9 protein-coding genes and 1 other RNA gene are annotated in these 13,261 nt (G+C 57.5%); 6 read left to right on the top strand and 4 right to left on the bottom strand.

The window, feature by feature from the left end:
* The first annotated feature begins 72 nt into the window (after window positions 1-72).
* The 3 genes from ppsA (at window position 73) to ACWHWP_RS09460 (ending at window position 6,464) form a co-directional block, all read left to right on the top strand.
* Window positions 73-2,451, top strand: coding sequence for a phosphoenolpyruvate synthase (gene ppsA / locus ACWHWP_RS09450; RefSeq protein WP_063429787.1), 2,379 nt, complete (start codon window positions 73-75; stop codon window positions 2,449-2,451).
* Window positions 2,452-2,684: 233 nt separating this feature from the next.
* The gene (locus ACWHWP_RS09455) at window positions 2,685-4,085 is read left to right on the top strand and encodes an MFS transporter (RefSeq protein ID WP_059312299.1); all 1,401 of its coding nucleotides are present in this window, start codon (window positions 2,685-2,687) and stop codon (window positions 4,083-4,085) included.
* 3 nt (window positions 4,086-4,088) lie between these two features.
* Window positions 4,089-6,464: a glycoside hydrolase family 3 N-terminal domain-containing protein gene (locus tag ACWHWP_RS09460; protein WP_447855452.1), complete on the top strand. Its 2,376-nt coding sequence runs from the start codon at window positions 4,089-4,091 to the stop codon at window positions 6,462-6,464.
* 5 nt (window positions 6,465-6,469) lie between these two features.
* Here ACWHWP_RS09460 and rprA read toward each other — a convergent pair.
* Together rprA and ydiK are read right to left on the bottom strand one after the other, a co-directional pair.
* Window positions 6,470-6,577: antisense sRNA RprA (rprA, locus tag ACWHWP_RS09465), an RNA gene on the bottom strand.
* Between the two features lie 208 nt (window positions 6,578-6,785).
* On the bottom strand, window positions 6,786-7,901 hold the full coding sequence (gene ydiK / locus ACWHWP_RS09470; protein ID WP_047348843.1) for an AI-2E family transporter YdiK: 1,116 nt from the start codon (window positions 7,899-7,901) through the stop codon (window positions 6,786-6,788).
* A 199-nt stretch (window positions 7,902-8,100) separates the two neighbouring features.
* On the opposite strand from ydiK, the gene ydiJ reads away from it, so the two are divergent.
* The 3 genes from ydiJ (at window position 8,101) to ACWHWP_RS09485 (ending at window position 11,844) form a co-directional block, all read left to right on the top strand.
* Window positions 8,101-11,157 carry a D-2-hydroxyglutarate dehydrogenase YdiJ gene (gene ydiJ, locus ACWHWP_RS09475; protein ID WP_447855453.1) on the top strand — a complete coding sequence of 1,019 codons (3,057 nt, stop codon included), beginning with the start codon at window positions 8,101-8,103 and terminating at the stop codon, window positions 11,155-11,157.
* Window positions 11,154-11,564: a 1,4-dihydroxy-2-naphthoyl-CoA hydrolase gene (menI, locus tag ACWHWP_RS09480; RefSeq protein WP_447855454.1), complete on the top strand. Its 411-nt coding sequence runs from the start codon at window positions 11,154-11,156 to the stop codon at window positions 11,562-11,564. Before ydiJ ends, menI begins: the two co-directional genes overlap by 4 nt.
* 85 nt (window positions 11,565-11,649) lie before the next feature.
* Window positions 11,650-11,844 carry a YdiH family protein gene (locus tag ACWHWP_RS09485; protein WP_003857766.1) on the top strand — a complete coding sequence of 65 codons (195 nt, stop codon included), beginning with the start codon at window positions 11,650-11,652 and terminating at the stop codon, window positions 11,842-11,844.
* A 44-nt stretch (window positions 11,845-11,888) separates the two neighbouring features.
* Here the strand turns inward: ACWHWP_RS09485 and ACWHWP_RS09490 are convergent, their stop codons facing one another.
* Both ACWHWP_RS09490 and ACWHWP_RS09495 read right to left on the bottom strand, forming a co-directional pair.
* On the bottom strand, window positions 11,889-12,518 hold the full coding sequence (locus ACWHWP_RS09490) for a helix-turn-helix domain-containing protein (RefSeq protein WP_447855455.1): 630 nt from the start codon (window positions 12,516-12,518) through the stop codon (window positions 11,889-11,891).
* Window positions 12,519-12,587: 69 nt separating this feature from the next.
* Window positions 12,588-13,247 carry a winged helix-turn-helix transcriptional regulator gene (locus ACWHWP_RS09495; RefSeq protein ID WP_023292659.1) on the bottom strand — a complete coding sequence of 220 codons (660 nt, stop codon included), beginning with the start codon at window positions 13,245-13,247 and terminating at the stop codon, window positions 12,588-12,590.
* Between the last annotated feature and the right edge of the window lie 14 nt (window positions 13,248-13,261).

A 13,261-nucleotide genomic window follows, 5' to 3' on the forward strand; every position in this document is an offset into this window, starting at 1 on the left:
ATAATTATGCCAGTATAAATACGTAGTCAGGTGTTTCTTACTCCGATCAAATATCACAAAAGGATTGTTTCGATGTCCAACAATGGCTCGTCACCGCTGGTGCTTTGGTATAACCAACTCGGCATGAATGATGTAGACAGAGTTGGGGGCAAAAATGCCTCCCTGGGTGAAATGATTACAAATCTGTCGGGTATGGGTGTCTCCGTACCGAACGGGTTTGCCACCACCGCCGATGCCTTTAACCTGTTTTTAGACCAGAGCGGTGTTAACCAGCGCATTTACGACCTGCTGGATAAAACGGATATTGATGACGTCACCGAGCTTGCAAAAGCCGGGGCGCAGATCCGCCAGTGGATCATCGACACACCTTTCCAGCCGGAACTGGAAAAAGCCATTCACGACGCGTACAACCAGCTCTCCGCTGACGATGCGCAGGCCTCCTTTGCCGTGCGCTCCTCTGCAACCGCAGAAGATATGCCGGACGCCTCGTTTGCCGGACAGCAGGAAACCTTCCTGAACGTCCAGGGTTACGATGCCGTGCTGGTGGCGGTGAAGCACGTCTTTGCGTCCCTGTTTAACGACCGCGCCATCTCCTATCGCGTGCATCAGGGCTATGACCATCGCGGCGTCGCGCTTTCCGCTGGCGTTCAGCGTATGGTTCGCTCGGACGTAGGCTCATCCGGCGTGATGTTCTCCATCGATACCGAATCCGGCTTCGACCAGGTGGTGTTTATCACCTCTGCGTGGGGGCTGGGTGAGATGGTGGTCCAGGGTGCGGTTAACCCTGATGAATTCTACGTTCACAAGCCTACGCTTGCGGCTAACCGCCCGGCGGTGGTGCGTCGCACCATGGGCTCGAAAAAAATCCGCATGATCTATGCCCCGACCCAGGAGCATGGCAAGCAGGTGAAAATTGAAGATGTGCCGCAGGAGCAGCGCGACCGCTTCTCCCTGACCGACGCCGAAGTAGAAGAGCTGGCGAAGCAGGCGGTGCAGATCGAAAAACACTACGGCCGTCCGATGGATATCGAATGGGCGAAAGACGGTAACACCGGCAAGCTGTTCATCGTGCAGGCGCGTCCGGAAACCGTCCGTTCACGTGGTCAGGTGATGGAGCGTTACACGCTGCACGCGCAGGGCAAAATCGTGGCGGAAGGTCGCGCCATCGGTCACCGCATCGGTGCCGGTCCGGTGAAAGTGATCCACGACATTAGCGAGATGAACCGCATAGAGCCCGGCGACGTGCTGGTAACCGACATGACCGACCCGGACTGGGAACCGATCATGAAGAAGGCCGCGGCTATCGTCACCAACCGCGGTGGCCGTACCTGTCACGCCGCCATCATCGCGCGCGAGCTGGGTATTCCTGCAGTTGTCGGCTGCGGTGACGCCACCGAGCGCATGAAGGACGGGCAGAACGTAACCGTCTCCTGTGCCGAAGGCGATACCGGCTACGTCTACGCCGATATCCTCGACTTCAGCGTGAAGAGCTCCAGCGTAGATACCATGCCGGACCTGCCGCTGAAGATCATGATGAACGTCGGTAACCCGGACCGCGCCTTTGACTTCGCCTGCCTGCCGAACGAAGGCGTTGGCCTGGCGCGTCTGGAATTCATCATCAACCGTATGATTGGCGTTCACCCGCGCGCGCTGCTGGAGTTTGACGACCAGGAGCCGAAGCTGCAGAACGAAATCCGCGAGATGATGAAAGGCTACGACTCTCCAAGAGAGTTCTACGTCGGCCGTCTGACCGAAGGGATCGCGACGCTGGGCGCCGCCTTCTATCCGAAACGCGTGATCGTGCGCCTGTCGGACTTTAAGTCTAATGAATACGCTAACCTGGTGGGCGGCGAGCGCTACGAGCCGGAAGAAGAGAACCCGATGCTGGGCTTCCGCGGGGCCGGACGCTACGTGTCCGACAGCTTCCGCGACTGCTTCGCGCTGGAGTGTGACGCGGTGAAACGCGTGCGCAACGACATGGGGCTGACCAACGTGGAGATTATGATCCCGTTCGTGCGTACCGTGGACCAGGCGAAAGCAGTGGTAGACGAGCTGGCGCGTCAGGGGCTGAAGCGCGGCGAGAACGGGCTGAAGATCATCATGATGTGTGAAATTCCGTCCAACGCCCTGCTGGCCGAGCAGTTCCTCGAGCACTTCGACGGCTTCTCTATCGGCTCGAACGACATGACGCAGCTGACGCTGGGTCTGGACCGTGACTCCGGCGTGGTCTCTGAGCTGTTCGACGAGCGTAACGAGGCGGTGAAAGCGCTGCTCTCCATGTCCATCCGCGCGGCGAAGAAGCAGGGTAAATACGTCGGGATTTGTGGTCAGGGTCCATCCGACCATGAAGACTTTGCCGCATGGCTGATGGAAGAGGGGATTGATAGCCTGTCCCTGAACCCGGACACCGTGGTGCAAACCTGGCTGAGCCTGGCGGAACTGAACAAGTAACCGCTTAAAAACGGATAAAGGCGAGGAGATATCTCCTCGCCTTTTTTATTTCCACCCGAATATGCTCCCCATCACAAATAAAGTAAAAAACCAAATATCATAATTTGCCTGTTAATTTAGACAATTGTTAGCGCGCAAAGCGTTGCTAATACTTGAGCCTTACTGCGCAATTCCCTACCAATGATGCGCAACTGGTTGAAATACGTTTTAACCTGATAAAAAGGCAAATAACAATGACAATCTCCTCTGTATTGCGTACCAAAGATAAAATAGGCTATGGCTTAGGTGATATGGCCAGCGCGCTGGTCTGGCAAACGGCAACGTTATTTCTTGCTTACTTCTATACCGACGTTTTTGGATTGCCCGCCGCGATAATGGGCACCATGTTTTTAGTGGTGCGCGTGGTCGATGCGTTTGTCGACCCGTGCATTGGTGCGCTCGTCGACCGCACGCAAACGCGGCACGGTCGTTTTCGCCCCTGGCTGCTGTGGTTTGCCATTCCGTTTGGCGTGAGCTGCCTGATCACCTTCTATGTCCCGGACGCCGGGCCGACGGGAAAAATCGTTTATGCCTGCGTGACCTATGCAATCTTAAGCCTGATTTACTCCGCCATTAACGTGCCTTACTGCGCCATGCCCGGCGCGCTGACGCTGGATCCGCGCGAGCGTCACTCTCTGCAGTCCTGGCGGTTTGGCCTGTCGTTTATCGGCGGGCTGATTGTGACGGTTATTGCCCTGCCGCTGGTCTCATTGTTAGGCCAGGGCAACGTGCAGAAAGGCTATTTCTATGCCATGAGCCTGATGGGGTTGCTGGGGATTGTGCTGTTCTTCTGCTGTTTCCTGATGACCCGCGAGCGTTATTCTCCGCGCAATGATACCTCCGGCTCCATGCTCACCGATTTAAAACTGCTGGCAGGAAACAGCCAGTGGCGTATTGTGTTCCTGTTTAATATTTTGCTGTTAACGGCGGTGGTAACGCGCGGTTCCGCCACGATGTATTACGTCAACTACGTGCTGTTGCGCCCGGATCTGGTCTTTGCCTTTATTGTTTCCGGAATGGTGGCCTCCTTAAGCGGCGCATTATTATCTGAACGGCTGCTGGGGAAATTTGACCGCGTGCGCGCCTATCAGTGGACCATTATTTCCTTCGTCATTTTCGGCGCGCTGATTTTCTTCCTGCCGCCTTCGCAGGTCTGGCTCATCTTTGGCCTCAACATTGTCTTCAGCTTTGTGCAAAACCTCACCACGCCGCTCCAGTGGACCATGTTCTCCGACGTAGTCGACTACGAAGAGCACCGCAGCGGCCGTCGTCTGGATGGGCTGGTGTTCTCCACCGCGCTGTTTGCCATCAAGTTTGGCCTGGCGCTGGGCGGGGCGGTCGTCGGCTGGGTGCTTGGCATGGTGGATTACGCCCCCGGCCAGGCAACCCAGGCGCCGAGCGTTCTCTCGACCATCAACGCCCTGTTTACCCTCATCCCTTGCGCGCTGTTCCTCTGCATGGTCGCGCTGCTCGCCATCTACAAGCTCAACAGCCGGCTGGTGGATTCCATTGCCCGGGAGCTGGCTGGCAAACGTGAAGTCAGACCCGAAGCGGGGCAGCTCAGCCCGGCAACCCCTTCCGCAATACAGGAGTAAAACATGACAGCTATCTATAAGGACGCGGGACGTCCCGTGCACGAGCGCGTCGCCGACCTACTGGCGCGCATGATCCCGGAAGAGAAGTTCGCCCAGATGCACGCGTACTGGCTGATCCTCGATGAAAACGGCAACCACCGCGAGCGAAGCGACCTGAGCGATGAATTTGCCGGCGTGAGCGAGCAGGCTGCGCTCAGCGAGCGGCTAAAGCTGGGCGTCGGGCAGATTACGCGACCGCTGGGCACCCATATCGTTGATGCAAAAACCGGCGTGCGCGCGGCTAACCGCCTGCAGCGGATGATGATGGAAGAGACGCGTCTCGGCATACCGGCGCTGTTCCATGAAGAGTGTCTGGTGGGGCTGTTGTGCAAAGAGGCCACGCTGTTCCCGTCGTCTTTGAACTACGGTTCAACATGGGACCCGGCGCTTGTGCAGCGGGCGGCAGAACAGATTGGCAAAGAGGCGCGCTCCGTCGGCTGTCAGCAGGGGCTGGCGCCAGTGCTGGACGTGTCCCGCGACGTGCGCTGGGGGCGAACCGAAGAGACCTTCGGGGAAGATCCCTGGCTGGTGGGGGTGATGGCCACCGCCTATGTGAAAGGGCTGCAGGGCGACAAGCGCGACCTGCTGGCGACCCTGAAACATTACGTGGGCCACTCGTTCAGCGAAGGGGCGCGCAACCATGCCCCGGTGCACCTGGGCTTTAGCGAGCTTAACGATACCTTCCTGCTGCCGTTTGAAATGGCGGTGAAGCTGGCCGATGCCGGTTCGGTGATGCCGGCCTACCACGATATTGACAATCAGCCGGGGCACAGCGACAGCTTCCTGCTGACTACCGTTCTGCGCGAACGGTGGGGGTTCGACGGGATCGTTGTCGCCGACTACGGCGGCGTCAGCCTTCTGCACCAGCACCATGGCGTCTCACACGATGCGGCCGAATCTGCCGCGCTGGCGTTCAACGCCGGGCTGGACGTTGAGCTGCCGAAGGATGACTGCGCGCGCCACCTGGCCGAGGCCGTTGAGCGTGGGCTGATTTCCATGGCGAAAGTGGATGAGATCGTAAGCCGCGTGCTGACCGAAAAATTCCGCCTGGGCCTGTTTGAAAAGCCGTATGCCGATGAAAACGGTATCGATCTGCAAAATGAGACGACCCGCCAGGTCGCGCGGGACGTGGCGAGTAAATCGTTAACGCTGCTTGTGAATAACGGCATTTTGCCACTCGGCGGCAAACCCCGCGTGGCGGTGGTGGGGCCGACGGCGGACGACCCGCTGGCGTTGCTCAGCGGCTACAGCTTCCCGGTGCATTTGATCATCAGCGATATGGTGGAAGAGACCTCGCAGGTGACGACCCCGCGCGCGGCGCTGGAGCACTATCTCGGTGCCTCTCAGGTCCGCTATGCCAAAGGGTGTCACATCATCGAAAAACGGATGGCGGGTGCGCCGGTCTTCCCGGGCGATAGCGGCGGCAAACCGATGCAGCAGTCGCCGGTATCGCAAAGCACCGCCCTTATCCCCGAGGCCGTGAAGGCTGCGCAGGAGAGTGATGTGGTGGTGGCCTGCGTGGGCGATCTCGCCGGGCTGTTCCAGAGCGGCACCGTGGGGGAAGGTTCCGATACCGATTCCCTGAATCTGCCGGGCGTACAGCAACAGCTGCTGGAGGCGCTGGTGGCGACGGGCAAACCGGTGATTGTCGTGATGACAGGTGGGCGTCCGTACAACCTTCAGGGGCTGGAGGATAAGGTGGCGGCGCTGATAGTGGCGTGGGCGCCGGGGCAGGAAGGAGGCTGGGCCATTGCTGACGTCTTAACGGGGCGTACCGAGCCGCAGGGGCGCCTGGTGGTGAGCGTGCCGAAAAGCGCCGGCGCGATGCCGTACTACTACAATCACAAGCTCAAAAGCGGCGGTACGCCGTTTGCGTTCCATTTCGGTTCACGTTACCCGTTTGGCTTCGGCCTCGGTTGGACGCAGTTTAGCTGGGGGGCCGCGAGGGTGGCGGAAGCCGACGTACCGGTTGACGGTGAGGTGACGCTGAGCGTGGATATCACCAATACCGGGGAGCGCAGCGGCAGCGAGGTGGTGCAGGTTTACGTCAGAGATAAGGTTGCCACGCAGGTTCGACCGCTTCAGGAACTGAAGGCCTTCCAGCGCGTCACGCTCTCGCCGGGCGAAAGCGCCACGCTCACCTTTACGCTACCGGTTGAGATGTTCAACTTTACCCGTCGGGACGGGAAACGCATCGTTGAACCGGGAGAGTTTGAGCTGCAGGTTGGCGCATCGTCGGTGGATATCCGTGAGGTGGTCACGGTGAATGTGACCGGGGAAACGCGGGTGCTGCCAGCGGCGTGGCGGATGCTGAGTACCTGTCAGGTTGCGCGCGCGTAATCAGGATAAAAAAAAGCCCATCGTGGGAGATGGGCAAAGACTACACACAGCAATTCGTTGTTTCACTCAGGGGATTTCCATGCTTATAAATCAAGGTGTTGATTTATAACCGTGTGCTAATAGTAGGCATGTCATCTTTTAGCGTCGATCGGATTCGTCTCAATAGTTAAAGAGACGTAAAGATTTCTTGAGGTTAAAGGCAGGTTTAGTGCAGGAACGGCGGGTCTGACCAGTGAGTAACGAATAAATACTTTAGCAGTGTTAAAGTATTGTGCGAGGGGATGTAGGCCGGGTAAGCGTTAGCGCCACCCGGCAAAAAACTTAATGTGTGTTTTTCTCTTCCAGCTCTTCCAGTTCGCTCAAAATCACGTCCGGGTCAGTTGCCGGCGGCGGAATTTCATGCACCCAGGCGGAGAACAGGCGCCAGGTGACGGCGAGAAGCACCGGGCCAATAAACAGGCCGATCATGCCAAAGGCAATCAGTCCGCCAATGACCCCGGAGAGGATCAGAATGAGCGGCAGGTCTGCCCCCATGCGGATGAGGATCGGACGAATAACGTTATCCATGGTGCCGACCACGCAGCTCCAGACCAGCAAAACCGTTCCCCACGTGGTATCACCCGTCCAGTAGAGCCAGATAATGCTGGGGACCAGCACCAGCAGCGGTCCCAGCTGCGCCAGACAGGTCATCAGCATGACTACGGTAAACACGGTGGCGTACGGTACGCCGGAAATGGCCAGACCGATACCGCCCAGTACCGCCTGCACCAGCGCAGTGACCACCACGCCCAGCGCAACCGCACGCACCGCCTGCGCCGCCAGCAGTACCGCGGCGTCACCGCGTTTACCCGCCAGGCGGGTGGCAAAGTGACGAACCCCTAAAGCCACCTGCTCGCCGCGCCAGTAGAGCAGGGCGCTGAAGAGCAGCATCAGGGTACAGTGCATCATAAAGCGGCCGATATGCGCCGCCTGACCCACAAACCAGGTGGTGGTGGTGCCAATATACGGGCGGACTTTTGCCATCAGCGCGCTGCCGCCCATCTCCAGCAGGCTATGCCAGCCGCTGTAAAGTTTGGCACCCACCAGCGGAATGCTGTTCAGCCAGGCGAGATCCGGCAGCGTCAGGTCGCCGCTGGTAATGGCGCGAATAACCGGGCCGCTGGAATCCACCAGGCTATTCACCAGCAGAGCAATGGGAATAATAAACAGCAGGAATAACAGGAGCGTCATGACCAGCACGGCTAACCCGCGGCGGCCGAACAGCAGCTTCTGCAAGCGCAGCAGCAAAGGCCACGTGGCAACGACAACGGTCGCAGCCCAGGCGAAGCCGAGAATAAAGGGTTGAACAATCCACAGACACGCAATAATCATGAGGGCCAGGAACAGCACCGACAGCAAAATTTGCGCAACATCCCTGGGCTGGCGAAGATTGACCATAAATGAAACTTTCCTTAACAGAACGCCAGCGGGGCTGGCGGGAACGGAAAACCGCGTCTCTCTAATCATTAATGATCTCAGCGGTTTTTGACAGGCGAATTCTGCCTGTAATTCAGCAGAGATTATAAGAAAAAAATGTGATAAAACTTTTAAGATACACGCAAACGATTTCATACAACTCTAATTAGGGTCGACAGTGATGATCCCACAGATTTCTCAGGCACCTGGCGTCGTTCAGCTGGTGCTTAATTTTTTGCAGGCACTGGAGCAACAGGGTTTTACAGGTGATACCGCCACGAACTATGCCGACAGGCTGACGATGGCGACCGATAACAGTATCTACCAGCTTCTTCCCGATGCCGTCGTTTTCCCTCGCTCAACGGCCGACGTGGCGCTGATTGCCCGGCTGGCCACGCAGGAGCGCTTCGCCTCGCTGGTCTTTACGCCGCGCGGCGGCGGCACCGGGACCAATGGTCAGGCGCTGAACCAGGGCATCATTATTGATATGTCGCGCTATATGAACCGCATCATTGAGATCAACCCTGAAGAGGGCTGGGTGCGGGTCGAAGCGGGCGTGATCAAAGATCAGCTTAATCAGTATCTCAAGCCTTACGGCTACTTCTTCGCGCCCGAACTCTCCACCAGTAACCGCGCGACCATAGGCGGGATGATCAACACGGATGCCTCCGGCCAGGGCTCGCTGGTCTACGGGAAAACCTCCGATCACGTGCTGGGCGTGCGTGCGGTTCTGCTGGGGGGCGATATCCTCGATACCCAGCCGATGGCGGTTGAGCTGGCGGAAACGCTGGGCAAAGATAACACCGCCATCGGGCGTATTTATCGTACCGTGCTGGAGCGCTGCCGCGACAACCGTCAGTTGATCCTCGACAAATTCCCCAGGCTGAACCGCTTCCTGACCGGGTACGATCTGCGTCACGTCTTTAACGACGATCTGACCCAGTTTGATTTAACCCGCGTGCTCACCGGCTCCGAAGGGACGCTGGCGTTTATCACCGAGGCGCGGCTGGATATCACCCGGTTGCCGAAGGTGCGTCGCCTGGTGAACGTCAAATATGACTCCTTCGACTCCGCGCTGCGCAATGCGCCGTTTATGGTGGAAGTGCAGGCGCTGTCGGTGGAAACCGTCGACTCTAAAGTGCTCAATCTGGCCCGGGAAGACATTGTCTGGCACTCCGTAAGCGAGCTGATTACCGACGTGCCGGATAAAGAGATGCTGGGCCTCAATATCGTCGAATTTGCCGGTGATGATGCGGCGCTGATTGAGCGCCAGGTCACCACCCTCTGCCAGCGGCTGGATGAGCTGATTGCCCAGGGCGAAGGCGGCGTAATCGGCTGGCAGCTCTGTAACGACCTGGCCGGTATTGAGCGTATCTATGCGATGCGTAAAAAAGCCGTGGGCCTGCTCGGCAATGCGAAAGGCGCAGCGAAGCCGATTCCGTTTGCCGAAGATACCTGCGTTCCGCCCGAGCATCTGGCGGATTATATTGTTGAGTTTCGCGCACTGCTGGACGGCCACGGTCTGAGCTACGGCATGTTCGGCCACGTTGACGCCGGGGTACTGCACGTGCGTCCGGCGCTGGATATGTGCGACCCGCAGCAGGAGATCCTGATGAAGCAGATCTCCGACGATGTGGTGGCCTTAACCGCTAAATACGGCGGCCTGCTCTGGGGCGAGCACGGGAAAGGGTTCCGCGCGGAATACAGCCCGGCATTTTTTGGCGAACAGCTCTACGCGGAGCTGCGCAAGGTGAAGGCAGCGTTCGACCCGGAGAACCGCCTTAACCCGGGTAAAATCTGCCCGCCGGAAGGGGTCGATGCCCCGATGCTGCAGGTGGACGCCGTTAAGCGCGGCACGTACGACAGACAGATCCCGATTGCGGTGCGTTCCTCCTGGCGCGGCGCGATGGAGTGCAACGGCAACGGCCTGTGCTTTAACTTTGATGTCAAAAGCCCGATGTGCCCGTCGATGAAAATCACCAGCAACCGTATTCACTCTCCGAAAGGGCGGGCGACGCTGGTGCGCGAATGGCTGCGTCTGCTGGCCGACCGCGGGGTTGATCCGCTCAAGCTGGAGCAGGAGCTGCCGGAAAAACGGGCCAGCCTGCGCTCGCTGATTGAGCGCACCCGCAACAGCTGGCATGCCAACAAGGGCGAGTACGATTTCTCCCACGAGGTGAAAGAGGCAATGTCCGGCTGTCTGGCCTGTAAAGCCTGCTCCACCCAGTGCCCGATTAAAATCGACGTGCCGGAATTTCGCTCGCGCTTCCTGCAGCTTTACCATACGCGCTATCTGCGTCCGGTGCGTGACCATCTGGTGGCGACGGTAGAGAGCTACGCGCCGCTGATGGCGCGCGCGCCAAAGACCTTTAACTTCTTTATCAACCAGCCGCTGGTGCGCAAGCTCTCCGAAAAACACATCGGGATGGTCGATCTCCCGCTGCTGTCGGTACCGTCTCTGCAGCGCCAGCTCGTCGGGCATCGCTCGGCGAACATGACCCTGGAACAGCTGGAGGCGCTTACCCCTGAGCAAAAAGCGAACGTGGTGCTGGTGGTGCAGGATCCGTTTACCAGCTACTACGATGCGCAGGTGGTTGCGGATTTCATCCGCCTGTCGGAAAAGCTAGGCTATCAGCCGGTGGTTCTGCCGTTCTCACCGAACGGCAAGGCGCAGCACATCAAAGGCTTCCTGACGCGCTTTGCGAAGACCGCGCGGAAAACGGCCGACTTCTTAAATCGCGTGGCGCAGCTGGGGATACCGATGGTCGGCGTCGATCCGGCGCTGGTGCTTTGCTATCGCGATGAATACAGGCAGACGCTGGGCGATAAGCGCGGCGATTTCAACGTGATGCTGGTGCACGAGTGGCTGCCGATGGCCCTGGACGACAAAGCGGTTCAGGATGTCAGCGGTGAACCGTGGTATCTGTTCGGCCACTGCACGGAAGTGACCGCGCTGCCGGGCGCACCCGGCCAGTGGGCGTCCGTCTTTGCCCGGTTCGGCGCGAAGCTGGAGAGCGTCAACGTGGGCTGCTGCGGCATGGCCGGCACCTACGGACATGAAGTGAAAAACCACGCCAACTCGCTCGGCATCTATGAGCTGTCCTGGCATCAGGCGATGCAGCGTTTGCCGCGAAACCGCTGCCTGGCGACGGGCTACTCCTGTCGTAGCCAGGTAAAACGGGTAGAGGGTAACGGCGTGCGTCACCCATTGCAGGCTTTACTGGAGATAATTGGATGATCTGGAAACGTGCCGTGACGCTGCAGGCGCTGAACGCCATGGGCGAGGGGAATATGGTGGGGCTGCTGGATATCCAGTTCATCCGCATTGGCGACGATGAGATTGAGGCCACCATGCCCGTCGACCATCGCACCCATCAGCCGTTTGGTTTAATGCACGGCGGGGCATCCGTCGTGCTCGCCGAAACGCTGGGCTCGGTGGCGGGGTATCTGTGCACCGAAGGGGAGCAGAAGGTTGTCGGGCTTGAGGTTAACGCTAACCATATTCGCTCGGTGCGCAGCGGGCGCGTGCGCGGCGTTTGTCGCGCCCTGCATGCCGGTAGCCGCCATCAGGTGTGGCAGATAGATATTCTCGATGAGCAGGATCGCTTGTGCTGCTCGTCGCGGCTGACGACGGCGGTTGTGTAAAGTTTTCAGATGTTTTGCCTTTGGTCAAAAATTAGTCAGTCTCTTGTGATATACTGGTCAGGTTTTGTACATAAGCGAGGACATCATGGATACTGAAATAACCCCAACACAGCTGGCAATTGAATATTTACGTCGCGATAAAAGCAACCTGTCTCCGGCGCAATACCTGAAAAAGCTGAAACAGCTTGAGCTGGAATTTACAGATTTGCTGGCGCTCTCTTCGAATGAGCTGAAAGAAGAGATCTACTTTGCCTGGCGGTTGGGCGTTCACGTCCATTGAGAGAATAAAAGGGCCGCGACAGCGGCCTTTTTTGTGTCTGAAATTCAGTATCGGGCGGGGAGTTTGTTGATTCTGATAAGCCTGCCTTCTTCCATTTCGATAAATCCGCCGGTTTTTAAATCCGCCAGAATGCGCATCACGCCGCTGCGGGAAAGCTGGGTTTTCTCTCTGATATACCTTTCCGCCGTCACGCCCAGTCGATAGCTTTCTTCTTCCTCCATCAGCTTCATAAGCTGCTGGCGAATCATCTCATACGCCGTCGGCGCACCCTGCGGCATCACGTTGTTATAAAGACGGCTATAAACAAACATGAGCTGTTTAGAAAGTAACCCCCATAGCGCCTTTTCTTTGATAATCTCATTCAGCCGTTCGGTGGTGAGCGTTCCGATAAGACAGGGGCTGACGGTCTTCAGGTAGTCATTAAAATAAATGTCGGTGAGGTTAGCGAGGCCGAAGACGGCGGGGCTGCGGGCCGTAGACAGCATCATATCATCGCTTCTTCGGTAGACGGCGACCGTCCCCTCAAGAATTAAATAGCACATCCCCTGACCATTGATTTGCAGGTCCAGGCGCTCGCCGCGATCGGTACGTCGCGTTGCGCAATCAGGCAACAGGTGAGAAATAAGCTCTTGCGCGTAGGGGGAACCCCGGTGAGACTTTTCTGGAAGGGACATGGTAGCCGACAACCTTAAAAATAACCTGGCTAATTATAGCGCTTCTCCTGGAAGCAGGCTCGCCGGCTATCAATATTTTCGCGGCAGATGGTGAACGTCAAGCAGCACTCCACGCTCCATGGTGATGTACTTCCCGGTGCGTAATTCCGCCAGTATTCGCATGATCCCACTTCGTGAAAGATACGTTCGGCTTTTGATATACGCCGCCGCAGTAATATTTTGCCGTATTGCGTCCGGCTCCTGCATGAGTTCAACAAGCTGAAAACGAATGATGTCATAGGCCGACATTTGCGATATTTGCGCGCAATGTTCATACACGCGTGAAGCCGTATAAATCAGCAGCTTTGAAAAATGCTCCCATAAGTTTTGCTGTGCAACCACATGGTTAAAGCACTCCAGCGAAACGGCTGCTATTTCGGCGGTTTCCAGAACCCTGACATAAAGATGCTCGGAGGAAAACTGACTGCTCACGCCGAGAATAAAGGGGGATGATTCAGAATTTAGCACAATGCCGTCGCCGCGGCGGTGTAAGGCCACGCTGCCCTGGGTAAGTAAAAAACACTGGCGAATATCGTTTTGATAATAATGGACGATATCACCTTTTAACACGATCCGTCTTTCTGCAAAGGGAAGGATGTTATCAATTAATTTTTCAATGTGCTCAAAGGGTTTTACACCCAACACGGTTGAGCGTTCTTTACTTAATTCCGGTGCCATTCGCGTGTTCATCAGATACCTCACTC

Source organism: Enterobacter sp. WI-ESBL-E8 (assembly GCF_053364895.1).